Origin of the sequence: Hydrogenophaga sp. (assembly GCF_036675665.1) — a bacterium.
In the GTDB taxonomy this organism is placed as follows: Bacteria; Pseudomonadota; Gammaproteobacteria; order Burkholderiales; family Burkholderiaceae_C; genus Hydrogenophaga.
The window spans coordinates 54,801-76,840 of the sequence record NZ_JAKFEO010000114.1 but is presented as its reverse complement, the minus strand read 5'-3'; the positions used below and the strand labels follow the sequence as shown (position 1 = coordinate 76,840).

20 protein-coding genes are annotated in these 22,040 nt (G+C 66.0%); 9 read left to right on the top strand and 11 right to left on the bottom strand.

Translation table 11 applies throughout. The features are described from left to right. Nucleotides 1-1,033 (top strand): HAD-IC family P-type ATPase (locus V6M63_RS23910; RefSeq protein ID WP_332745998.1); only part of this gene is annotated, 1,033 nt, incomplete at its 5' end. Between the two features lie 219 nt (nt 1,034-1,252). Here the strand turns inward: V6M63_RS23910 and V6M63_RS23905 are convergent. The 5 genes from V6M63_RS23905 to V6M63_RS23885 all read right to left on the bottom strand — a co-directional run bounded on the left by V6M63_RS23905 (nt 1,253) and on the right by V6M63_RS23885 (nt 5,334). Next, entirely contained in the window at nt 1,253-1,537 is a 285-nt protein-coding gene (locus V6M63_RS23905) for a CopK family periplasmic copper-binding protein (RefSeq protein ID WP_332745997.1), read from the bottom strand. Between the two features lie 391 nt (nt 1,538-1,928). Further along, nucleotides 1,929-2,270, bottom strand: coding sequence for a copper-binding protein (locus V6M63_RS23900; protein ID WP_332745996.1), 342 nt, complete (start codon nt 2,268-2,270; stop codon nt 1,929-1,931). Nucleotides 2,271-2,309: 39 nt separating this feature from the next. Continuing rightward, nucleotides 2,310-2,801 (bottom strand): cupredoxin domain-containing protein, encoded by a 492-nt coding sequence (locus V6M63_RS23895; RefSeq protein WP_332745994.1) that lies wholly within the window; start codon nt 2,799-2,801, stop codon nt 2,310-2,312. 69 nt (nt 2,802-2,870) lie between these two features. Next, the gene (locus V6M63_RS23890; RefSeq protein WP_332745992.1) at nt 2,871-4,265 is read right to left on the bottom strand and encodes a multicopper oxidase family protein; all 1,395 of its coding nucleotides are present in this window, start codon (nt 4,263-4,265) and stop codon (nt 2,871-2,873) included. Nucleotides 4,266-4,296: 31 nt separating this feature from the next. Further along, nucleotides 4,297-5,334 carry a hypothetical protein gene (locus tag V6M63_RS23885; RefSeq protein ID WP_332745990.1) on the bottom strand — a complete coding sequence of 346 codons (1,038 nt, stop codon included), beginning with the start codon at nt 5,332-5,334 and terminating at the stop codon, nt 4,297-4,299. Between the two features lie 212 nt (nt 5,335-5,546). Between V6M63_RS23885 and V6M63_RS23880 the strand changes: the two genes are divergently transcribed. The 6 genes from V6M63_RS23880 to V6M63_RS23855 all read left to right on the top strand — a co-directional run bounded on the left by V6M63_RS23880 (nt 5,547) and on the right by V6M63_RS23855 (nt 14,200). Next, on the top strand, nt 5,547-6,230 hold the full coding sequence (locus tag V6M63_RS23880) for a heavy metal response regulator transcription factor (protein ID WP_332745988.1): 684 nt from the start codon (nt 5,547-5,549) through the stop codon (nt 6,228-6,230). Next, nucleotides 6,230-7,627 carry a heavy metal sensor histidine kinase gene (locus V6M63_RS23875; RefSeq protein ID WP_332745986.1) on the top strand — a complete coding sequence of 466 codons (1,398 nt, stop codon included), beginning with the start codon at nt 6,230-6,232 and terminating at the stop codon, nt 7,625-7,627. Before V6M63_RS23880 ends, V6M63_RS23875 begins: the two co-directional genes overlap by 1 nt. Before the next feature lie 107 nt (nt 7,628-7,734). Next, nucleotides 7,735-8,097 (top strand): hypothetical protein, encoded by a 363-nt coding sequence (locus tag V6M63_RS23870; protein WP_332745984.1) that lies wholly within the window; start codon nt 7,735-7,737, stop codon nt 8,095-8,097. Nucleotides 8,098-8,190: 93 nt separating this feature from the next. Continuing rightward, a complete protein-coding gene (locus V6M63_RS23865) occupies nt 8,191-9,456 on the top strand; it encodes a TolC family protein (protein ID WP_332745982.1) in 1,266 nt (421 codons plus the stop codon). Continuing rightward, complete coding sequence (locus V6M63_RS23860; RefSeq protein WP_332745980.1) at nt 9,453-11,063, top strand: efflux RND transporter periplasmic adaptor subunit; 1,611 nt, start codon at nt 9,453-9,455, stop codon at nt 11,061-11,063. Before V6M63_RS23865 ends, V6M63_RS23860 begins: the two co-directional genes overlap by 4 nt. Next, nucleotides 11,060-14,200, top strand: coding sequence for an efflux RND transporter permease subunit (locus V6M63_RS23855; RefSeq protein ID WP_332745979.1), 3,141 nt, complete (start codon nt 11,060-11,062; stop codon nt 14,198-14,200). The genes V6M63_RS23860 and V6M63_RS23855 overlap by 4 nt, the downstream gene beginning before the upstream one ends. Before the next feature lie 6 nt (nt 14,201-14,206). On the opposite strand, the gene V6M63_RS23850 is transcribed toward V6M63_RS23855, so the two are convergent. Beyond that, on the bottom strand, nt 14,207-14,692 hold the full coding sequence (locus tag V6M63_RS23850) for an acyl-CoA thioesterase (protein ID WP_332746001.1): 486 nt from the start codon (nt 14,690-14,692) through the stop codon (nt 14,207-14,209). Nucleotides 14,693-14,922: 230 nt separating this feature from the next. On the opposite strand from V6M63_RS23850, the gene V6M63_RS23845 reads away from it, so the two are divergent. Both V6M63_RS23845 and V6M63_RS23840 read left to right on the top strand, forming a co-directional pair. Continuing rightward, complete coding sequence (locus tag V6M63_RS23845; RefSeq protein ID WP_332746000.1) at nt 14,923-15,717, top strand: Crp/Fnr family transcriptional regulator; 795 nt, start codon at nt 14,923-14,925, stop codon at nt 15,715-15,717. 109 nt (nt 15,718-15,826) lie between these two features. After that, nucleotides 15,827-16,381 (top strand): glycine zipper 2TM domain-containing protein, encoded by a 555-nt coding sequence (locus V6M63_RS23840; RefSeq protein ID WP_332745977.1) that lies wholly within the window; start codon nt 15,827-15,829, stop codon nt 16,379-16,381. Between the two features lie 25 nt (nt 16,382-16,406). Here V6M63_RS23840 and glxR read toward each other — a convergent pair whose 3' ends face one another. From glxR to V6M63_RS23815, 5 genes are all read right to left on the bottom strand, one after another. Continuing rightward, nucleotides 16,407-17,291 carry a 2-hydroxy-3-oxopropionate reductase gene (gene glxR, locus V6M63_RS23835; RefSeq protein WP_332745975.1) on the bottom strand — a complete coding sequence of 295 codons (885 nt, stop codon included), beginning with the start codon at nt 17,289-17,291 and terminating at the stop codon, nt 16,407-16,409. Between the two features lie 28 nt (nt 17,292-17,319). Next, complete coding sequence (locus V6M63_RS23830) at nt 17,320-18,108, bottom strand: HpcH/HpaI aldolase family protein (protein ID WP_332745973.1); 789 nt, start codon at nt 18,106-18,108, stop codon at nt 17,320-17,322. Nucleotides 18,109-18,133: 25 nt separating this feature from the next. Further along, nucleotides 18,134-19,480, bottom strand: coding sequence for a glucarate dehydratase (gene gudD / locus V6M63_RS23825; RefSeq protein WP_332745971.1), 1,347 nt, complete (start codon nt 19,478-19,480; stop codon nt 18,134-18,136). A 124-nt stretch (nt 19,481-19,604) separates the two neighbouring features. Next, entirely contained in the window at nt 19,605-20,555 is a 951-nt protein-coding gene (locus V6M63_RS23820) for a Bug family tripartite tricarboxylate transporter substrate binding protein (protein ID WP_332745969.1), read from the bottom strand. Between the two features lie 421 nt (nt 20,556-20,976). Then, on the bottom strand, nt 20,977-22,005 hold the full coding sequence (locus V6M63_RS23815) for a LacI family DNA-binding transcriptional regulator (RefSeq protein WP_332745967.1): 1,029 nt from the start codon (nt 22,003-22,005) through the stop codon (nt 20,977-20,979). Between the last annotated feature and the right edge of the window lie 35 nt (nt 22,006-22,040).

Here is a 22,040-nt window from a genome sequence, read left to right as displayed (position 1 = left end):
CATGGTGGCCACCGGTCGTGGCGCCACCCACGGTGTGCTGTTTCGCGACGCCGCCGCCATCGAGAACCTGCGCAAGGTCGACACGCTGATCGTCGACAAGACCGGCACCCTGACCGAAGGGCGGCCGACCTTCGAGCGAGCCATCGGCTTCGGGCACTTTGCCGAAGACGAGGTCTTGCGCCTGGCCGCCAGCCTGGACCAGGGCAGCGAACACCCGCTGGCCGCTGCCATCGTGGCCGCGGCGAAGCAACAGGGGCTTGCGCTGGACGAGCCCGAGCAGTTCGACTCGGAATCCGGCATCGGGGTGCGGGGCCGGGTGAGTGGCCAGGGTCTGGCCCTGGGCAATACCGCGCTGATGCAGCAGCTGGGTGTGGACGTGTCACCGCTGGCCAGCGAGGCCGAGGCACTCCGTGCGCAGGGAGCCAGCGTGATGTACCTCGCGGCGGACAAGGCACTGGCCGGTCTGCTGGCCGTGTCCGACCCGATCAAGGCCACCACGGCCGATGCGCTCGGCTCGCTGCGCCAAGCCAACATCCGCGTGGTCATGGCCACGGGCGATGGCCTGACCACCGCGCGCTCGGTCGGCCAGCGCCTGGGCATCGACGAGGTTCATGGCGAAGTGAAGCCGGCCGACAAGCTCAAACTGGTGGAGAAGCTGCAGGCAGAGGGCCGCGTGGTGGCGATGGCGGGCGACGGCATCAACGATGCACCGGCACTGGCCCGCGCCGACGTGGGCATTGCCATGGGCACGGGCACCGATGTGGCGATGAACAGCGCACAGCTGACCTTGGTCAAGGGCGACCTGCGCGGCATCGCCACGGCCCGCGCCCTGTCGGTGGCCACGGTGGCCAACATGAAGCAGAACCTGGCGTTCGCGTTCGTCTACAACGCGCTGGGCATTCCATTGGCCGCCGGCTTGCTGTATCCCTTCACCGGCTGGCTGCTTTCGCCCATGATCGCGGCCCTGGCCATGAGCCTCAGCTCTGCCTCGGTGATCGGAAACGCGCTGCGCTTGCGGCGCGCCAAGGCATGAAGCATCGGCTCTGCGACTCTCGGCCAACTCCTCTCGAGCAGTTTGACTGGCGATCACAGGCCACAGCAACTGCGTGGCGCTTCGCACTGGCAAAGGGGTTGCTGTGCAACTTGTGTCCCGCACGCTCCCCTCAAAAAGAAAAGCCCTCTCGCCGATAACGGCGGGAGGGACTGTCCAGTCAAGGTCTGTTTGGTCGTCGACTGGACAAATGGCCGAGGATCAGTTTCCGTGGCCTTTGTTCAGCAAGGCGGAAAGACGGGCGACTTCGTTGCCCATCGTCGTGATGCTTTTGCCGTCGGCGGTCTGGACGACTTCACCCTTGTTGAGGTGGATCACGCTTCCGAACTTGCTTTCCTTTGCCATCAGACCGTCCTTGAAGACGTAGAGCGTCTCACCGTTTTGCAGTGCGATGACCTGCTTGGCCTCGGACCTGGCGGCGTCCATCGCGATGGCTGGGGCCAGTGCGGCCATGGAGAGGACGACGATGCTGAGATTGCGAATCATGGGGGATCTCCTTTGAGAACAAATCACATTGTTCGACTGAATCAATGTGGTACGAGGTACGAGTTCAATGTAGCGAGGCACCCATGACCGGCAGCTTGCGAACGCATTACATCCCGGTCAGCGCAAAGTCAGGAGACCTTGTCGCGGTTGGCGTTCACGTCGACCCTGCCACCCCGTTTCGTCAGCGCAGTCCTGACCGTGATCAGAAAGGCGGCAAGCGGGGGTGTCCAGTGTGGTTGCTGCAGATCACTTCTGCTTGGCGTGCCACTCTGGGAGGCCGTGTCGGAGCGGGTTCACAGAGCAGGGAGGACACCATCCATGCGAAAAAAGGGATCGGTCATAACAACCGATCCCTTCACCCCAACCGACCCAGTGGGTCAGCAGCGTGAAATCACTTCATTGCTTTGATATCGGTGATCACCATCTTGCCGGCGTCCTGAACGACGATGAACTGGATCTTCTCGCCCACCTGGACTTTGTCCAGCATGGCTTTGTCTTTGACGTTGAACACCATGGACATCGGGGGCATGTCCATGTGCTTGATCTCGCCATGCTTGATCGTGACCTTGCCGTTCTCCTTGTCGATCTTGCGGATTTCGCCGTCGGTCATGCCGGGGGCCGCCGCCATGCCCATTTTGCTGTGGTCTGCACCCGCTTGCGCCATCACAGGCAAGGACAGCGAGAGTGCGGCAGCGGCGAGGAGTCGCGCAACGGTTTGGGTGTGCTTGTTCATGATGTGTTTCCTCGATGGATATGTCGTTGTCGGTGATGCCTATTTGGCAACGACTTTGATCTTGCCGATCATGCCGGCTTCGTAGTGACCAGGCAGCAAGCAGGCGAAGTCAAACTCACCGACCTTGTTGAAGTTCCAGACGATCTCGCCCTTTTTGCCTGCACCAACGTGCGCCATGTAGGGTTCATCGTGCTCCATGTTGGGAAACTTCTTCATCAGCGCAGCGTGCTCGTCCAGGTCTTTCCTGGTGCCCAGGACGAACTCGTGCATCACCTTGCCACCGTTGACGTGCACGAACCTGATCGTTTCGCCCTGTTTGACCTCAACGAGATCGGGCGTGAAGCGCATGTTGTCGGTCATGCGGATCTCCACGGTGCGCTTGACGGCGTTCGAGTGACCGCCGATGCCCCATTCCTTTTGCTCCATTTTCATGGGCGCGGCTCCTTTGGCGTGTTCCTTGTCCCCATGCGCAAATGAGGCCGCAGAGGCTGCAAGCATGGCGGACACGATCAGGGTTTTGGTGATGTGCATATGAAGGTTCCTTGTCGACTGTTCGGGTTGGGTGAGAGGGGTGAGAGGGGTGAGAAGTGAGTGACTTGATCAGTGCTTCATGGTTGTGCCACTGGGTTTCACCGCGTTGGCGGTGGCGGTGGCGGGTGCAGTGTCTGCACTCGCTTTGGGTCTGACAGCGGGCAACGATGCACCGGTCCATTCGTGCGCAATGGTGCCTTCGGGAAACTTGTACGGGCCTGGGTCCTTGTAGTCGCCCGGCTTCTGGTCCTTGCGGACCTTGAACACGGTGAACATCCCACCCATCTCCAGCGGGCCAAACTGGCCCGTGCCCGTCATCATGGGTGCGGTGTTGTCGGGGATGGGCATCTGCATTTCGCCCATGTCGGCCATGCCACGCTCGCCCATCAGCATGTAGTCGGGCGCCACTTTCTGAATCTTGTTGACCAGGCCACGGTGGTCCACGCCGATCATGGTGGGCACGTCATGGCCCATGGCGTTCATGGTGTGGTGGCTCTTGTGGCAGTGCATGGCCCAGTCGCCTTCCTCGTCGGCGATCAACTCGATCTGGCGCATCTGTCCCACGGCCACGTCGGTCGTCACCTCGTACCAGCGTGTGCTCGGCGGCGTCGGGCCGCCGTCAGTGCCGGTCACAAGAAACTCATGCCCGTGCAGGTGAATCGGGTGGTTGGTCATGGTGAGGTTGCCCACTCGAATCCGGACGCGGTCGTTCAGACGCACATTGAGTGTGTCGATCGCGGGGAACACCCGGCTGTTCCAGCACCAGATGTTGAAGTCGGTCATGGTGGCGGTCTTGGGCGTCTTGCTGCCGGGCTCGATGTCAAACGCATTGAGCAGGAAGCAGAAGTCGCGGTCCACCTCGCTGATGTGGGGGTGTTTGCCTTTGGGATGGGTGACCCACATGCCCATCATGCCCATGGCCATCTGGACCATTTCGTCCGCGTGGGGGTGGTACATGAAGGTGCCCGGGCGGCGCGCTTCGAATTCGTACACGAAGGTCTTGCCCACGGGGATGGCGGGCTGGTTGAGGCCACCCACACCGTCCATGCCGCTGGGCAGGCGCTGGCCGTGCCAGTGGATGGTGGTGTGCTCGGGCAGCTTGTTGGTGACGAAGATGCGCACACGATCGCCCTCGACCACTTCGATGGTCGGGCCAGGACTTTGGCCGTTGTAGCCCCACATGTTGACCTTGAAGCCTGGCGAGACTTCGCGCACCACCGGCTCTGCCACCAAGTGAAACTCTTTGACGCCGTTGTTCATCTTCCAGGGCAGGGTCCAGCCGTTGAGCGTCACCACCGGGTTGTAAGGCCGGCCGGTGGTGGGAATCAACGGGGGCGCCGTGTCCACGGACGTCTGGTAGACGGGTTCGGGCAAAGCGGCCATGGCTGAGCGCGCCACTGCCAGCCCAGCCACCGAAGTGGCAACACCCGCGAAGAATTGACGACGTGATTTGACGAGACTCATGCTGCTTGTTCCTTCAATGCGTTCGATGCAATCAGTGGCCAGCGCCGGCAGCGGGCTCACCGCCAGCACCGCCCAGTGAGACAAAGCTGTCGGGGGCGCCGCCTTGCAGGACCCACTGCAGGTCGGTCTCTGCGATCCAGAAGTCCCGCTGCGCTTCGATGGCGCTGGCCACCGCCTGTGACTGGCTGGAAACCTCACCCAACAAGTCCCACACGCTCTTGAGCATGCCGTTGTAGTGAAGAACGGTTTCTTCGGTGATGAACTCGCGAACCTTCAGCACTTCCTCACGCGCACTCACGGCCAGGGCATGGCTGGACAGGTAGGCCTGGCGTGCCAGGCGGGCGTTGGCACCATTGCGCATGCCCTCGGCGCGCGGCAGTTGTGCCGCGATGGCGGTAGCGCGTTCATCCAGCACCTGTGGTGACAGGGACTGAGCCGGCAGGTCGGGCAAGCGCTCAGGCAGGGCAACGCCGGTGTGCACACCGGTGAGCCGCAAGGTCTTGATGAGATCGGCCTCAGCCTGCGTGGCGGCGTATTGGGCCCGCCGCACGTTCATCTGGGCGGAGGACTGCGCCAGCCGAACCTGGGCCTGCTGGAGCTTGCTCCAGTTGCCCACGCTCACCATCCGGCGACCGAGTTCATTGCCAGCCTCGGCGGCGTTCAGCGCATCGCGGTGCTGCTTGAGCACCTGGCGGGCGGCGACAGCCTGAAACCACGCCTTGCGGCCATGAGCAGCGACTTCCAGAAGCTCGTCCAGATCCTCCACTTTGCGCTGCAGAATCGGATCAAGCTCGGCCCACTGGCCTTTGGCGATCAGATCCACATTCGCAGTACCGATCCGATTCATCGGCTTCACCAGTTCAAGGTGTGCGCGCCACGCCTGGCGAACCACGTCTTCAGCCGTCATGAGGCTCAGACCGGCGGCTGCCTGCTCCTGGTCTGGCGCGGCGGGGACATTCTCTTTTTCCCATTTGAGGATGTCGGCGTGGCCGCGTTTGTATTGACCCACAGCGTCGTTGGCTTCGCGCCAGTTCTTCTCGGTGGGCGCCGATGCCATCTGGGCAGACACGACCAAAGGAAGCGTCAGCACACCCAGTGCGATGGTCCGCAGTGCCGAGGATGGGTAACGTCGATGAATCACTGATTTGCCCCTGTTCAACTGTTTCAAGCTGAGCGCAGTGTGCAAAAGGCCACCCGTCATGAACCTGTCGGTTTCATTACAAAGTTGTCAGGTTCGGTTGCAAGCAGCCGCTGGCAGTGAAAATCGCTCCAGGAGTGAACGTGAAAATCTTGATTGTTGAAGACGAGCGCAGGATGGGTGAGTACCTGTGCATGGGCCTGCGCGAGGCGGGCTACGCGGTTGAGTTGCTCAACAACGGCGTGGACGGGTTGCACCAGGCGCTTGAGGGCGACCACGACCTCATCATCCTGGACGTCATGCTTCCCGGCATGGACGGCTGGCAGGTGCTCAAAGGTCTGCGTGCCCGGGGTCGAGAGATGCCGGTGCTGTTCCTGACCGCCAAGGACCATGTGGACGACCGCGTCAAAGGTTTGGAACTCGGTGCAGACGACTATCTGGTCAAGCCGTTTTCGTTTTCCGAACTGCTGGCCAGGGTGCGCACCATCCTGCGCCGGGGACGCTTGGGTATGGAGCCCACCACTCTGCAAGTCGCTGATCTGGAGCTGGATTTGCTGCGCCGTCGGGTCACCCGCGCGGGCAAGCGCATCGACCTGACAGCCAAGGAGTTCGGCTTGCTGGAATTGCTGATGCGCCGCAAGGGAGAGGTGTTGCCACGATCCCTGATCGCCTCCCAGGTGTGGGATGTCAATTTCGACAGCGACACCAACGTGATCGAGGTGGCCATGCGACGGCTGCGCGTCAAGGTGGACGACGGGTTTGAATGCCGCCTGTTGCAGACCGTGCGAGGCATGGGTTACGTGCTGGAAGTGCCGGAGCCCTCCTGATGATCCAGCGCTTGACTCTCACCGCACGCCTCACTTTTCTGTACACCCTGGTATCGGCAGCGGTGCTCCTGGGTCTCGGTGTTCTGGTGGCGTGGTCCACCCATCTGCACTTCATCGACCTCGACCGCGACTACCTGCTGGACAAGGTGCATCTGATCGAGAGGATCGTGGATGAGACGCCAGAGCCAACCGAGCTCTCTACCAAGCTGGACGAGCTGCTCGACAGCCATCATGGCCTTTTCATCTCGCTCACGCGCGGTGACGAACAGCTGTTTGGACCGGGTCGTATCACTTTCCCAGCCGAACTTGCAAAGCGAAGTGCGGCAGATCAGCCCATGGATTGGGCGGATGGAGGAAGGCCATTGCGAGGCATGAGCACAGAGCTTTCCGCAGCGCAGATGCCCGGCGGAGTTACCAGTCCAGGGCAGAGCATGCGCCTGACTCTCGCGCTGGACACGCAGCACCACACCCATTTCATGCAGATGCTGCGCCAGCAGTTGGCGATCTATGTGGTCCTGGCCACTTTGCTCAGTGGTCTGCTGGGGTGGTGGGCGGCACGCAGCGGTCTGGCCCCGCTGCGGACCATGAAAGAGAGAGCACTCAGGGTGACTGCCCACAAGCTCGACGAGCGCATGCCGATCGACGCCGTACCCGTGGAGATGGCAGAGCTGGCCAACAGCCTCAACACCATGCTGGAGCGGCTGCAGCAGGATTTTGCGAAGCTCATGGAATTCTCAAGCGACATCGCCCACGAACTGCGCACCCCCATCAGCAACCTGCTGACACAGACCCAGGTGTCGCTTTCGCAGCATCGTGATCCCGACACCTACCGGGACATCCTCGCCGCCAACGCCGAGGAACTCCAACGCCTGGCGCGCATGGTGTCCGACATGCTTTTCCTGGCGAAGACGGACCACGGCATCCAACTTCCGAATCGCGAACATGTCGCGCTGGAGGACGAGGTGACGAGCCTTGTGGATTTCTACGATGCGGTGGCGGAAGACAAAGAGCTTCGACTTCGGGTTTTGGGGGCGGGTACCGTGGTGGGCGATCGCCTGATGATTCGGCGGGCCATCAGCAACTTGCTATCCAACGCACTTCGATACGCGCACCCTCGCACCGACGTTGAACTGACCGTCGAACATCATAGGGATGGCACCAACCTGTGTGTGACGAACACCGGTGACCCGATTGACGCCGTGGACCTGCCGCGCCTGTTTGATCGGTTCTATCGAGTCGACAAAGCACGCACACACCCTTCGTCCGATGGCGCTGGCTTGGGTCTGGCGATCACCAAGGCCATCATGCTGGCTCATGGTGGGAGCGCCTCGGTCACTTCGGCAACTGGAACAACGCGGTTCTGCTTGCAGTTCCCCGGTCCTCAGGGTCCTCGCTGACGGCAGCCAGAAGACCTGTGCCCACAGCCAAACTGCCAGCGTCACGGCGGTGGCGATCACTCCGCTGTGAAGAAGCGCGGTCGGCCTGCGCGCCATAGAATCCAGCCATGCGCCGCGTGTTCATCCTCCTCCTGTGTCTGCTCATGCCCCTGCAGGGCTTTGCGTCATTGCAGGTCACGGCCTCACCATGCCCGATGCAGGACATGATGGCCATGGAGGATGAAGCCGGCGAGACGGCAGAGACCTTGGTTCAAGCCATGGAGGACTGCTGCAACGACCTTGCCACCTTCGATCGCACCGGCCAACCCTGCAAGAGTGCCCAGAGCTGCGCCGCGCCTGCAGCAGGCTTGTCGTCTTTCCCATCGCTCGTGGTCCAGACGCCTGTCACCCAGGACCCTCAAGCGCCCGCCTGGCGAAGTCTTCCTCCGGGCGCGACTTCGCGCCTCTGGCGCCCACCCACTTCCGTCTGATCCCCCGCACAGCGCAGCCCGCCCGCCGGTGGTGCTGCTGTCGCACGCTGCCAGGGCTTTTGCGCCCGGGCGTGCCTGCTCCGGAGCTCAGACATGGAACACCCTTCACTTTTTCTCGCACGCGCCGTGCTGGCCTTCGCTGGCCTGCTGGCGGTGATCACACCCGCCGCCGCTGACGAACCCTTGAGCCTGAGTGCCGCGGTGCACGCGGCCCTGGCGCGCTCGCGCAGTCTTGACGCCTCGAGCGCCGCCGCGCAGGGCGCACGCGAGATGGCGGTGGCCGCCGCGCAGCGGCCCGACCCGGTGCTGCGCCTCTCGCTGGACAACCTGCCGGTGGACGGCCCCGAGCGATTCAGCACCACGCGCGACTTCATGACCATGCGCTCCATTGCGCTCATGCAGACATGGCCGAATGCGGACAAGCGCCGCGCGCGGGGCGAGCGCTTCGAGCGAGAGGCCGAGGCGGCGCTGAGCGAACGCGCGCAACGGCTGGCCCTGCTGCAGACCGAGGTGGCGCAGGCCTGGCTGGAGCGCCGCCTGCAGGAGCAGCGCTGGCTGTTGCTGCAGGCGCAGATCACGGAGGCGCGAGTGCTGGTGCAAACCCTTGATGCGTCTCTTCGCGGTGGCCGCGGCTCCACGGCCGATGCGCTGAGCGCGCGTGAGGCGCTGGCGCAGCTGGAGCAGGGCTTGATCGGCGCGCAGGCCGAACGCGCCAACGCACGCCTGACATTGGCGCGCTTCACCGGGGGGACGCCCGACCAGCCACTGGCCGATGCACCACCCTTCCAGAGCAGCCCGACGGCGATCGCCGCGTGGGACCGCCTGCCCGACCTCGCCGCGCTGCAGGCCCGCGAGGCCGTGGCCCGAGCCGAGGCCGAGGTGGCCCGCCAGGAGCTCCAGCCCGACTGGAGCACCGAGATCATGTTCAGCCAGCGCGGCTCGCAGTTCTCCAACATGGTGTCGATCGGCGTGTCGGTGCCGCTGCAGTGGGACAAGCCGCAGCGCCAGCAACGCGAACTCGCCGCGCGCCTGTCGCGTGTGAACGAACTGGAGGCCGAGCGCGAGGAGCGGACCCGCGAGCGGGCGCTGCAGGTGCAGCGCTGGCGGCAGGAATGGCAGGCCGGGCTGGACCGCCTGGCCTTCCTGGATGCGCAACGCCAGCCCCTGGCCGCGCGGCGGGTCGATGCGGCGCTGGCTGCCTACCGGGGCGGGCGCGAAGGCCTGGGCGCCGTGCTGCAGGCGCGCCGCGATGCACTGAACCTGGCCCTGGAGTGCCTGGCGCTGGAGCGCGACACCGCCGGCCTGTGGGCGCAGCTCGAATACCTGTTCCCCGACACCGCGACTGGAGTGAAGCCATGAACAAGACAACAAGCCTCATCGCCCTCGTTGCCGTGGCCGCGCTCGTCGGCGTGGGTGCTGGCGCCTGGTGGCTGGGCATGCAGCAGGGCATGGATCGCACCGCGCCGGCGCCACAGCCAGCGGCGGCCAATACCGCCAGCGTCAGCGCCACCGACGATCCGTCGCTGTGGACCATCCCGCAAGGCGAAGAAGCCACGCGCCGCCACATCCGCGATTCGCTCAAGGCTGGCGACGTGGACCCGGTCACGGGCCGGCGCATCCTGAACTACCACGACCCCATGGTGCCGGGCAAGAACTTCGACGCGCCGGCCAAGTCGCCCTTCATGGACATGATGCTGGTGCCGCGCTACGCCGGCAGCGATGCGGCGGATGCCGGCAGCGTCACGGTGAGTCCACGCATCCAGCAGAACCTGGGCCTGCGCACCGCGCCGGTGGTGGAGGGCTCGCTGGTGTCGGAGGTGACGGCGGTGGGCAACGTGGCCTGGAACGAACGCGAGCAGATGGTGCTGAGTTCGCGCGCCATGGGTTTTGTGGAGAAGCTGCATGTGAAAGCGGCGCTGGACCGCGTGGCCGCCGGCGCGCCGCTGGCCGAGCTGTACGTGCCCGACTGGGTGGCCGCTCAAGAGGAATACCTGGCGCTGGCGCGCCTGAGCGGCGAGGGCTTCGACGCGCTGCAGGAGGCCGCGCGCCAGCGCATGCGCCAGGCCGGCATGACGCCCGCGCACATCGCGCGTGTGGTGGCATCGGGCGTGGTGCAGCCGCGCTTCACGCTCACCGCGCCCATCGCCGGCATCGTGAGCGAACTCATGGTGCGTGAGGGCGCCACCGCGATGCCGGGCATGACGCTGATGCGCCTGCAGGGCACACGCACCGTGTGGGCCGAGGGGGCGGTGCCCGAAAGCCAGGCCGCGCTGCTGCAGCCGGGTGCGCGGGTGCGCACCACCAGCCCCGGCGCGCCGGGTCAGACCTTCGAGGGCCAGGTGCAGGCCTTGCTGCCCGAGGTGGACGCGGTCACGCGCACCCTCCGCGCGCGGGTCGAGCTGGCCAACCCGCAGGGGCGGCTGGTGCCGGGCATGCTGGTGAGCATGCGGCTGGACCGCCCGAAAGCCGCGACCACCTTGCTGGTGCCCAGCGATGCGGTGATCCACACCGGGCGGCGCACCGTGGTGATGGTGGCCGAGGACGGCGGGCGCTTCCGCCCGGTGGAAGTCACCGCGGGCCTGGAGGTGGGCGGCCAGACCGAGATCAGCGCCGGTCTGCAGATGGGTCAGCGCGTGGTGCGCTCGGGGCAGTTCCTGATCGACTCCGAGGCCAGCCTGCGCGGGCTCGAAGCACGTCTGAACCAAACCCCCGCGTCCACCGCACCGCGCTACACCACCGACGCGGTGATCGACGCGCTCAGCGGTGACACGGTCACGCTCACGCATCCGCCCATTGCGGCACTGAAGTGGCCGCAGATGCAGATGGATTTCAAGCTGCCACCGAAAGCGCATCAGCCACGCGACCTGGAAGCCGGCGACCGGCTGCAGATCGAGTTTGAAATGCAGGAGGGCGAGGTGCCGCGCATCACCCGCCTGCAGCGCGTGGCACCGGAGCCTCGCCAATGATCGCCGGCCTGATCCGCTGGAGCATTGCCAACCGCTTCCTCGTGCTGCTGGCCACCGCGCTGCTGAGCGCCTGGGGCGTGGTGGCCCTGCAGCGCACGCCGCTGGACGCGCTGCCCGACCTGTCCGACACGCAGGTCATCATCCGCACCACCTGGCCGGGGCAGGCACCGCAGATCGTGGAGAACCAGGTCACCTACCCGCTGACCACCACCATGCTCTCGGTGCCGGGCGCGCGCGCGGTGCGTGGCTTCTCGATGTTCGGCGACAGCTTCGTCTATGTGCTGTTTGAAGACGAGGTGGATCCGTACTGGGCGCGCTCGCGCGTGCTGGAGTACCTCAACCAGGTGCAGGCGCGCCTGCCGCGCGGCGCCTCCTCATCCATCGGTCCCGACGCCACCGGCGTGGGCTGGATCTACCAGTACGCGCTGGTCGACCGCACCGGCCAGCAGGACGTGGCCCAGCTGCGCGCCCTGCAGGACTGGTTCGTGCGCTTCGAGCTCAAGACCGTGCCCGACGTGGCCGAGGTCGCCAGCGTGGGCGGCATGGTCAAGCAATACCAGATCGTGCTCGACCCCGACAAGATGGCCGCCTACCGCGTGACGCAGGCCATGGTGGCCGAGGCGGTGGCGCGTGGCAACCAGGAGGCCGGTGGTTCGGTGCTGGAGCTGGGCGAGGCCGAGTACGCGGTGCGCGCCAGCGGCTACCTGAAGACGCTGGACGACTTCCGCGCCATTCCGCTGATCACCAGCAGCGCCGGTGTGTCGGTGCGCCTGGGCGACGTCGCGCGGGTGCAGACCGGGCCCGAGATGCGGCGCGGCATCGGGGAGCTCAACGGCGAGGGTGAGGCCGTGGGGGGCGTGGTGGTGATGCGCTCGGGCAAGAACGCGCTGCAGACCATCGCGGCGGTGAAGACACGGCTGGCCGAGCTGCAGCGCAGCCTGCCGGCGGGCGTGGAGATCGTGCCGGTGTACGACCGCTCGGGCCTGATCGAGCGCGCGGTGAAGAACCTGGGCGAGAAGCTGCTGGAGGAGTTCATCGTGGTGGCGCTGGTCTGCCTGGCCTTCCTGTTTCACCTGCGCAGCGCGCTGGTGGCCAGCATCTCGCTGCCGCTGGGCGTGTTGATGGCCTTCATCGTGATGCAGCAGCAGGGCATCAACGCCAATGTGATGTCGCTCGGCGGCATCGCCATTGCCATCGGCGCCATGGTGGACGCGGCCATTGTGATGATCGAAAACGCCCACAAGCACCTGGAACGCTGGGCACACCAGCACCCCGGCGAAACGCTGCAGGGCGAGCCGCGCTGGCGCGTGATCGGCGACGCCGCGGCCGAGGTCGGCCCGGCGCTGTTCTTCTCGCTGCTCATCATCACGCTGAGTTTCATTCCGGTGTTCACGCTGGAGGCGCAAGAGGGCCGGCTGTTCGCGCCGCTGGCCTTCACCAAGACCTACGCCATGGCGGCCTCCGCCGGTCTGGCTGTCACGCTGATCCCGGTGCTCATGGGTTACCTGATTCGCGGGCGCATCCCGGCCGAGACCGCCAACCCGCTGAACCGCGCGCTCATGGCGCTGTACCGCCCGGTGCTCGAAGCGGTGCTGAAGGCGCCCAGGCTCACGCTGGTGGTGGCGGTCCTGGTGCTGCTGGCCAGCCTGTGGCCGCTCAAACACATCGGCAGCGAGTTCATGCCGCCGCTGGACGAAGGCGATCTGCTCTACATGCCCACGGCACTGCCCGGCTTGTCCGCCGCCAAGGCAGCCGAGCTGTTGCAGCAGACCGACCGCCTGATCAAGACCATCCCCGAGGTGCAGAGCGTGTACGGCAAGGCCGGGCGCGCCGAGACCGCGACCGACCCGGCGCCGCTGGAGATGTTCGAGACCACGATCCAGTTCAAGCCGCGCCAGGAATGGCGCGCCGGCCTCACGCCCGAGGCGCTGATCGAAGAGCTCGACCGCACCGTGCGCGTGCCGGGCCTGTCCAACATCTGGGTGCCACCGATCCGCAACCGCATCGACATGCTGGCCACCGGCATCAAGAGCCCCGTGGGTGTGAAGGTGGCCGGGCCCGACCTGGCCACCATCGATCGCCTGACCGGCGAGATCGAGCGCGCGGTGAAGGACGTGCCCGGGGTGAGCAGCGCGCTGGCCGAACGCCTCACGGGCGGGCGCTACATCGACGTGGACATCCGCCGCAGTGACGCGGCGCGCTACGGCCTGAACATCGCCGACGTGCAGGACATCGTGGCCGGCAGCGTGGGCGGCATGAACATCGGCGAGACGGTGGAGGGTCTGCAGCGCTTTCCGATCAACCTGCGTTACCCACGCGAGCTGCGCGATTCGCTGCCCGAGCTGCGCGCGCTGCCCATCGTGGCGCCCGGTGGCCAGCGCCTGGTGCTCTCCGACGTGGCCGACCTGCGCATCACCGACGGGCCGCCCATGCTGCGCAGCGAAAACGCGCGCCTGGCCGGCTTTGTGTACGTGGACATCCGCGGGCGCGACCTGCGCGGCGCGGTGCTGGACATGCAGCGCGCGGTGGCCGAGCGGGTGGAGCTGCCGGCGGGGTACTCGGTGTCGTGGTCGGGGCAGTTCGAATTTCTGGAGCGCGCCACCGCCAAGCTCAAGCTGGTGGTGCCGGTCACGCTGCTCATCATCTTCGTGCTGCTGTACCTGATCTTCCGCCGCTTCGACGAGGCGCTGCTGATCATGGCCACGCTGCCGTTCGCGCTGGTGGGCGGTGTATGGTTTCTGTGGCTGCTCGGGCACAACCTGTCGGTGGCCAGTGTGGTGGGCTTCATTGCACTGGCGGGTGTGGCGGCCGAGTTCGGCGTGATCATGCTGATCTACCTCAAGCAGGCCTGGCAGGAGCGGCTGGACGCCGGGCGCACCGACGAGCCCTCGTTGCTGGAGGCCATCCGTGAAGGTGCGGTGCTGCGCGTGCGGCCCAAGGCCATGACGGTGGCCACCATCGTGGCCGGTTTGCTGCCGCTGTTCTGGGGCATGGGCACCGGCAGCGAGGTGATGCAGCGCATCGCCGCGCCCATGATCGGCGGCATGATCAGCGCGCCGCTGCTCTCGCTGCTGGTGGTGCCGGTGGCCTACCGGCTGATGCGTCGACGAGAGGCGAAGCGGCCGGTCACCCGCTGAGTTCGCTCAGCCCGAGGTGGTGCGCAGTTCGTCGAAGCGGCTGGCAAATTCCTGGCGCAGTTGTTTGCGCACCTGGGCGGCGGCGTGGCGGCGGCGTTCGTCGGGGGTGTCGGGTTGCAGGGGTGGCACCGCCACCGGCTTGCCGTCGTCGCCCACCGCCACCATCGTGAAGAAGCAGCTGTTGGCGTGGCGCACCACCTGGTTGCGGATGTGCTCGGTCACCACCTTGATGCCGATCTCCATGGACGAGGTACCGGTGTGGTTCACCGACGCCATGAAGGTCACGAGCTCGCCCACGTGAATGGGCTGGCGGAACATGACCTGATCCACCGAGAGCGTGACCACATAGCTGCGCGCGTAGCGGCTGGCGCAGGCGTAGGCCACCTGATCGAGCAGCTTGAGGATGGTTCCACCGTGCACATTGCCCGAGAAGTTGGCCATGTCGGGCGTCATGAGCACGGTCATGGTGAGTTGGTGGGTGGGCAGGTCCATGGTCGGGTTCTCGTTGCGGCGCAGCAAGGCGCTGCAGGCGCGCATTGTGCCCGCATCGGTGCTCGGGCGGCGGGCCCCTGTGTAGGCCCCGTCCTACGGGCTTGTGCCCTGCGCGCCGACAGACCACCTTGGTGCGGTACTGAACACTGAGGCCATCAGCCATTCAGGAGCACATTTCCATGCACGCCCTCACCACACCTTCGCAATTCATCACACCTGCCCACCCAGGCATGTCGGCACACGGCTGCTGCGCGCGGCAAGAGCGGTTCGCGACGGGCGCTCCCCCCAATCATCTGCTGGCGGCGCTGCCCGCCGGCGACTGGGAGCGCTGGTCCGATCAGATGGAGTTGGTCGACATGCCGCTGGGCCAGGTGTTGTACGAATCGGGCAGTGACCTGAACCACGTGTACTTCCCCACGTCGGCCATCGTGTCATTGCTCAACCTCACGGCCAGCGGCGCCTGTGCCGAGTTCGCCACCGTGGGCAACGACGGCGTCGTGGGTGTGCCCCTGTTGATGGGCGGCATCTCGACGAACGGCCGCGCGGTCGTGCAAAGCGCGGGGCGGGGCTACCGGATGAACCGCCAGGTCGTCATTGACGAACTCAACGCGGGCGGCCCGGTGATGCAACTGCTGCTGCGCTACACGCAGGCCTTGCTGACCCAGGTGGCGCAGACGGCGCTGTGCAACCGGCACCACTCGGTCGACCAACAGGTCTGCCGGTTGATCCTGCTGAACCTGGACCGGGTGGAGGGCAACTGCCTGCAGATGACGCAGGAGCTGCTGGCCAGCAAGCTCGGCGTGCGCCGCGAAAGCGTCACGCTGGTGGCGCTGGCACTGCAACGCGATGGCCTCATCCGCTATGCGCGCGGTCGCATCGAGGTGCTCGACCGCCAAGGGCTGGAAGACCGGGCCTGCGAATGTTATGCGGTGGTAAAGCTCGAATGCGACCGGCTCCTGCCACCGGCGCCCGTTGACGAGCCTGAGCACTGGACGATCCACCATACCGGCATGCGCATCGGCTGACATCGGGTGATGGGGCGGGGCATCCCGGAGGAAACACCTTTTGTCACACACGGTCGTTCAGGGGTCGTCAAAGCCGGTTAGATTGCCTCAACTTCAAAAGGATGAGCACATGGACAAGTCAATGATCAAAGGTATCGCGGTGGGTGGTCTCGCCATGGTGGTGCTGGGGGCCAGCGGCGTCACCGGCTACAGGGCGCTGACGCAGCCGAAGTTCGCCGACGTGGTCGCCGTCAAGGAGATCAACGAAACCGTGGTGACCCCGCGCGAGCGCTGTGAAACCGTCGCGGTGCAGCGCGCGGCGCCGGTGAAGGACCAGAACCGCATTGCTGGCACGGTGGTGGGTGGTCTGGCCGGTGGCCTGCTGGGCAGCGCCGTGGGCAACGGCACCGGCAAGACCGTGGCGACCCTGGCGGGTGCCGCCGCCGGCGGCTATGCCGGCAACCAGGTTCAGAAGAACATGCAGCGGAAAGACGTTGTGACCACGTCCGAACAGCGCTGCAAGACCGTGAACGAAAAGTCGCAGAAGCTGGTGGGCTACAACGTGACCTACCGCCTCGACGGCAAGGACGGCACGGTGCGAACCTCCTTCAAGCCCGGCGCCACGCTGCCGGTGAAGGATGGCGAAGTGGTCACCACGCCACCGGCGCCCGCGGCCAAGTCCTGATTCGGCCGGGGCTGTTTCGCCTGCGTCAGTCTGGCGAAACGGTGTGCCCGGCCATCAACTCGAGCGCCTTCACCAGGGCCGAGTGATCCAGATCACCCATGCCGTGCGCGGCGCAGGCTTGCATGAGTTGCGCGGCGTTCGCGGTTTGCGGCAGTGACACACCGATTTCCTTCGCGCCCTGCAGCGCCAGGTTCAGGTCCTTCTGGTGCAGCTTGATGCGAAAGCCCGGGTTGAAGGTGCGCTTGATCATGCGTTCGCCGTGCACTTCCAGAATGCGGCTGGCGGCAAACCCGCCCATGAGCGCCTGGCGCACCTTGGCCGGGTCGGCGCCGGCCTTGCTGGCGAACACCAGGGCCTCGCTCACGGCGGCGATGTTGAGCGCCACGATGATCTGGTTGGCCACCTTGGTGGTCTGGCCGTCGCCGTTGCCGCCCACCAGCGTGATGTTCTTGCCCATCAGCTCCAGCAGCGGGCGCACGCGCTCGAACACGGCTTCGTCGCCACCGCACATGATGGTGAGCGAGCCGGCCTTGGCACCCACTTCGCCACCGGAGACCGGCGCGTCGATGTAGTCGGCGCCGAGCTCATTGATCTTCTTCGCGAAGGTCTTGGTGGCCATGGGGCTGATCGAGCTCATGTCGACCACGACCTTGCCCTTGCCGATGCCCTGCGCCACGCCGTTCTCGCCGAACAGCACGGCCTCGACGTCGGGGGTGTCCGGCACCATGGTGAACACCACCTCGGCCTCGCGCGCGACGGCCGCGGCGTTGTCGCAGCGCACGCCGCCTGCGGCCTGAATGGTTTCGGGCACCTGGCTGCGCGTGTGCACGTACAGCTGGTGGCCGGCCGAGGCCAGGTGCAAGGCCATGGGCGTGCCCATGATGCCCAGGCCGATGAATCCAATCTTCATGAAGGGTCCTTTTGTGAGAAGGGCAGGCTCAGTAGCCGCCCTCGGTTTGGGGTGCATTTCTGGCGCGCATGGTGGCCATCACCTGCTGTGCGCCGGCGGCCATGAGGCGTGCGTCGGAACTGACGGTGACGAACTGGAAGCCCATGGCCACGCGTTTGAGCGCGGCCTCGGTGGAGCCGTTGTGGATGCCGGCGACCAGGCCGTGCGCCTTGGCGCGCGCCAGGATGTGTTCCACGGCCTCTGCGGCCTTGGGATCGAGGTCGTCGAAGGTGGGCTTGCAGCCGAGCGCCAGCGACAGGTCGGACGGGCCGATGTAGATCGCGTCCAGGCCAGGCACCGAGAGGATGTCGTCGAGGTTGTCCAGCGCCTGCGCGGTCTCGATCATCGCGAAGGTCACGATGGTGTCGTTGGCGTGCTGGGGATAGTCGGCGCCGCCGTAGAGCAGGGCGCGCACCGGGCCGAAACTGCGTGTGCCGCGCGGTGCGTAGTGGGTGTAGGCCACCAGTTTCTGCGCGTCTTCGCGCGTGTTGACCATGGGGCAGATGACACCGTAGGCACCGGCGTCCAGCGTCTTCATGAGGATGCCGGGCTCCAGCCAGGGCACGCGCACCACGGGCACGGTTTCGGTGGTGCTGACGGCCTGCAGCATCGTCACCATGGCCTGGTAGTCCACCACGCCGTGCTGCAGGTCGATGGTCAGCGAGTCCCAGCCCTGGTGAGCCATGGTTTCGGCCGAGAAGCTGTTGGGGATCGCCAGCCAGCCGTTGACGACAGCGCCACCGGCGGCCCAGATCTCGCGCAGGCGATTGGGTCTCATGAAGCTTCCTTGCAAGTGCGGGGTGTCATCGGTCGAGCGCAGGGCGCTTGGGGTTGAAGGTCCAGTTCGGGATCAGGTGCTGCATGGCGGTGGCGTCGTCGCGCGCACCCAGGCCGTGCTGCAGATAGAGCCGGTGGGCCTTCTCCACCTCGGCCATGTCGAGCTCCACGCCCAGGCCCGGGGACTTGGGCACCTGCACGTGGCCGCCTTTGATGGTGAGCGGATCCTTCGTGAGGCGCTGGCCGTCCTGCCATATCCAGTGCGTGTCGATGGCGGTCACCTTGCCGGGCGCGGCCGCGGCCACGTGGGTGAACATGGCCAGCGACACGTCGAAGTGGTTGTTGGAATGCGAACCCCAGGTCAGGCCCCAGTCGCGGCAGGTCTGCGCCACGCGCACGCTGCCGGCCATGGTCCAGAAATGCGGGTCGGCCAGCGGGATGTCGACCGATTGAAGCGACAGCGCATGCGTGAGCTGGCGCCAGTCGGTGGCCACCATGTTGGTGGCCGTGGGCAGGCCGGTGGCGCGGCGGAACTCGGCCATCACCTCGCGGCCCGAGAAGCCGTCTTCGGCACCACACGGGTCTTCGGCGTAGGCCACCACGCCGCGCATGCGCTGGCCCAGGCGGATCGCGTCTTTCAGCAGCCAGCCGCCGTTGGGGTCGAGCGTCACGCGGGCATCGGGGAAGCGTTCGTGCAGCGCGGTGACGGCGTCCACCTCCTCGTCGCCGCGCAGCACGCCGCCCTTGAGCTTGAAGTCGTTGAAGCCGTAGCGTTCATACGCGGCCTCGGCCAGGCGCACCACGGCCTCGGGCGTCATGGCTTTCTCATGCCGCAGGCGGCTCCAGGCGTTGTCGGCGTCGGGCTCGCTGGCGTAGGGCAGATCGGTTTTCGACTTGTCGCCCACGTAAAACAGGTAGCCCAGCATCTCCACCGCGTCGCGCTGCTGGCCTTCGCCGAGCAGTGCAGCCACCGGCACTTCCAGATGCTGGCCCAGCAAATCGAGCAAGGCCGACTCCACCGCAGTCACCGCATGGATGGTGGTGCGCAGGTCAAAGGTCTGCAGCCCGCGCCCGCCCGAGTCACGGTCGGCAAAGCGGGTGTGCAGCTGTTGCAGCAGCTTCTGATGGTGGCCCAGCGACTGGCCCACCACCAGTTCGGCCGCGTCTTCCAGCGTCTGGCGGATCTTCTCGCCCCCCGGCACCTCACCCACGCCGGTGTTGCCGGCGCTGTCGGTGAGGATGAGCAGGTTGCGGGTGAAGAAGGGCGCGTGCGCGCCGCTCAGGTTGAGCAACATGCTGTCGCGCCCTGCGACGGGAACGACGCGCAGCGTGGTGACGCGAGGCGTGGTGGAAACAGTGACGGGATTCAGCATGAAAGACTCGAAGAAAAATAGTGCGACCGGTGCGAAAAGGCGCCCACCAGAGATGCCGAGGATCCGGCTCCGCCGGTCCCAGGCATCGCCCCCTGGAAGGGGGTCGCGCGAAGCGCGGCGGGGGTCACTCCACTTTGATATTGCGGGTTTCGATGAGTTTCTTCCAGCGCGCGTGCTCGGCGGCCTGGAAGGAGGTGAACTGCTCGGGCGTGTTCGCGACGATCTCGAAGCCGAGGTCGAGCAGCTTGGGCTTGACGGTCGGGTCGTTGAGCGTTTCAGCGATGGCCTTGTGCAGCTTCGCCTTGATGTCGGCGGGCAGGCCCTTGGGCGCGGCCACGGCTTGCCATGAGTACACGTTGGCGTCCTTGATGCCGAGCTCCTGCAGCGTGGGCACATTGGGCAGCAGCGGCGAGCGCGTGGCGCTGGTGATGGACAGGGCGCGCAGTTTGCCGGCGGTGATTTGCGGCATGGCGGTGTTGATGTTCATGAACGACGAATCGACCTGGTTGCCCAGCAGATCGGTCATCACCGGGCCGCCGCCTTTGTAGGGCACGTGCACGCCGCTGGTGCCGGTCTGCACCCAGAACAGTTCGGCGGTGAGGTGGTCGCTGCTGCCGGCGCCCGACGAGGCAAAGGTCATCTTGCCGGGGTTGGCCTTCTGGAAGGCGATCACGTCGGCCATGGTCTTGTGGGGCGAGACAGCGGGCACGACCAGCACGTTGGGCGCCTGCACGGCCACGGTGATGTAGTCGAAGTCTTTGGTGGCGTCGTAGGGCACCTTGATGAGGTGGGGCGCGATCACGAAGGGCCCAAGCGATGAGACAAAGAGTGTGTGGCCGTCGGGTGCGGCGCGGACGACCTGGGTGGCGCCGATGGTGCCGGTGGCGCCGGCCTTGTTTTCCACCACGAAGGTGCCGCCGAGTTTTTCCTGCAGCTTGCCTTGCAGCGTGCGGGCGATCAGGTCGGTCGAACCGCCGGGTGGGAAAGGCACCACGAGGGTGACGGTCTTGTCGGGCCAGGCCATGGCCGTGCTCATGACCATGGATGCGCCAAGTGCGCAAAGCAGTTTCTTCATTGCATGTCTCCTTTTGGGTGGGATCGGGTGGCGTTGACGCCGCGAATTGGTACCGGTACCAATGTTTTCCGGGTTGCATGGTACCGGTACCATTGTTCTGCGTCAACGGTCGTTTGTCGGGTGGTTTTTTATGCCTGCACCTTCGCGGGCTCGTGAGCGAGCGGCGCTCTGCTCCGCGGCTGTCCCCCGGCGGCTGGTGCCGCCTCCTCCTTTATGCCGCTGCGCAGAACGCCACTCACTCACGAGCCTCAAATGACGTGAATTGAGTCTTGACGAGCGCCAAGGAGGTCATCGGTGGCCATGGGGCACGGCGCAGCGAAATAAAGGAGGAGGGGCCGCAGGCTCCGGGGGACATTCGCGGAGCCGTGCCCCGTGGTCGCCGATGACCGGACCCGCCGGAGAAAACACCGGAGAAAAAACCTCAGGAAGTCTCGCGCTCAACGATGGAAAACCCCACATCCACCACCCGCTGCTCCACCTCGCGCCCCTCGGCCCGATCGATCAGGCTGCGCGCCGCCAGGCGGCCGATCTCCACGCCGTTGATGTGCACGGTGCTCAGCGCGGGCGCCATGTCGGCGGCAAACGGCACGTCGCCAAAGCCCATGATGGCCATCCGCTCGGGAATGGAAATGCCGCGCACCCGCGCCTCGGTCAACACGCCCAGCGCCAGCAGGTCCGAGCTGCAGAACACGGCGTCCACATCGGGTGCCTGCGCGAGCAGCTGGCCCAGCGCCTCGCGCCCGCTCCGCAACGAGCGCGAAGCACCCACATTCACCACCGCCACCGGCCCCAGGCCCGCGCGCACCACCGCGTCGGTGAAGGCGCTGGCGCGCCGGTCGGCGCGTTCGTCTTCGGCTCGGATCAGGGCCAGTTTTCGGCGGCCCTTGCCCATCAGAAAGCGCGCCACCTCGCGGCCGATGTCGGCATGCGAGAAACCCACCAGCATGTCGATCGGCGTGGGCGTGAGGTCCCAGGTCTCCACCACCGGAATGCCCGAGGCCATGAGGCGCGTGCGGCCCAGGCCGGGACGCAGGATGCCGGTGAGGAAGATCCCGTCGGGCCGCCGGCCGATGACGGCTTCCAGCAGCGACTCTTCGCGCGCTGCCGAGTAACCCGACTGGCCCAGCATGAGCTGGTAGCCGGCGTCGAACAGCGTGTCGTTGAGCGCCTCGATGGTCGGCATGAAGACCGACATCACCGTGCTCGGCACCACCGCAGCAATCAGCCGGCTGCGCGACGAAGCCAGGCCGCCGGCCATGCGGTTGGGCACATAGCCCGTGCGCTGCACCGCGTCCAGCACCTTCTGCCGCACCTCCGCCGACACCTGCTCGGGCGTGTTGAGCACGCGCGAGGCGGTGATGGGCGCCACGCCGGCGAGCTTGGCCACGTCGCGCAGCGTGATCGCGCCGCTGCCACGCCGGGCGCGCCGGGAGTTGTCGGTTTCTTTCATTTGAGGCTTAATTGAGGCTTGAAATGGTACCGGTA

What these genes read in the sequence shown, in the direction of transcription:
- V6M63_RS23840 (WP_332745977.1), top strand. Translation starts at nt 15,827, where the DNA reads ATGGACAAGTCAATGATCAAAGGTATCGCGGTGGGTGGTCTCGCCATG.
- V6M63_RS23845 (WP_332746000.1), top strand. Translation starts at nt 14,923, where the DNA reads ATGTCGGCACACGGCTGCTGCGCGCGGCAAGAGCGGTTCGCGACGGGC.
- V6M63_RS23860 (WP_332745980.1), top strand. Translation starts at nt 9,453, where the DNA reads ATGAACAAGACAACAAGCCTCATCGCCCTCGTTGCCGTGGCCGCGCTC.
- gudD (WP_332745971.1), bottom strand. Translation starts at nt 19,480, where the DNA reads ATGCTGAATCCCGTCACTGTTTCCACCACGCCTCGCGTCACCACGCTG.
- V6M63_RS23870 (WP_332745984.1), top strand. Translation starts at nt 7,735, where the DNA reads ATGCGCCGCGTGTTCATCCTCCTCCTGTGTCTGCTCATGCCCCTGCAG.
- V6M63_RS23900 (WP_332745996.1), bottom strand. Translation starts at nt 2,270, where the DNA reads ATGAACAAGCACACCCAAACCGTTGCGCGACTCCTCGCCGCTGCCGCA.
- V6M63_RS23905 (WP_332745997.1), bottom strand. Translation starts at nt 1,537, where the DNA reads ATGATTCGCAATCTCAGCATCGTCGTCCTCTCCATGGCCGCACTGGCC.
- V6M63_RS23865 (WP_332745982.1), top strand. Translation starts at nt 8,191, where the DNA reads ATGGAACACCCTTCACTTTTTCTCGCACGCGCCGTGCTGGCCTTCGCT.
- V6M63_RS23820 (WP_332745969.1), bottom strand. Translation starts at nt 20,555, where the DNA reads ATGAAGAAACTGCTTTGCGCACTTGGCGCATCCATGGTCATGAGCACG.
- V6M63_RS23815 (WP_332745967.1), bottom strand. Translation starts at nt 22,005, where the DNA reads ATGAAAGAAACCGACAACTCCCGGCGCGCCCGGCGTGGCAGCGGCGCG.
- V6M63_RS23890 (WP_332745992.1), bottom strand. Translation starts at nt 4,265, where the DNA reads ATGAGTCTCGTCAAATCACGTCGTCAATTCTTCGCGGGTGTTGCCACT.
- V6M63_RS23875 (WP_332745986.1), top strand. Translation starts at nt 6,230, where the DNA reads ATGATCCAGCGCTTGACTCTCACCGCACGCCTCACTTTTCTGTACACC.
- glxR (WP_332745975.1), bottom strand. Translation starts at nt 17,291, where the DNA reads ATGAAGATTGGATTCATCGGCCTGGGCATCATGGGCACGCCCATGGCC.
- V6M63_RS23855 (WP_332745979.1), top strand. Translation starts at nt 11,060, where the DNA reads ATGATCGCCGGCCTGATCCGCTGGAGCATTGCCAACCGCTTCCTCGTG.
- V6M63_RS23895 (WP_332745994.1), bottom strand. Translation starts at nt 2,801, where the DNA reads ATGCACATCACCAAAACCCTGATCGTGTCCGCCATGCTTGCAGCCTCT.
- V6M63_RS23850 (WP_332746001.1), bottom strand. Translation starts at nt 14,692, where the DNA reads ATGGACCTGCCCACCCACCAACTCACCATGACCGTGCTCATGACGCCC.
- V6M63_RS23830 (WP_332745973.1), bottom strand. Translation starts at nt 18,108, where the DNA reads ATGAGACCCAATCGCCTGCGCGAGATCTGGGCCGCCGGTGGCGCTGTC.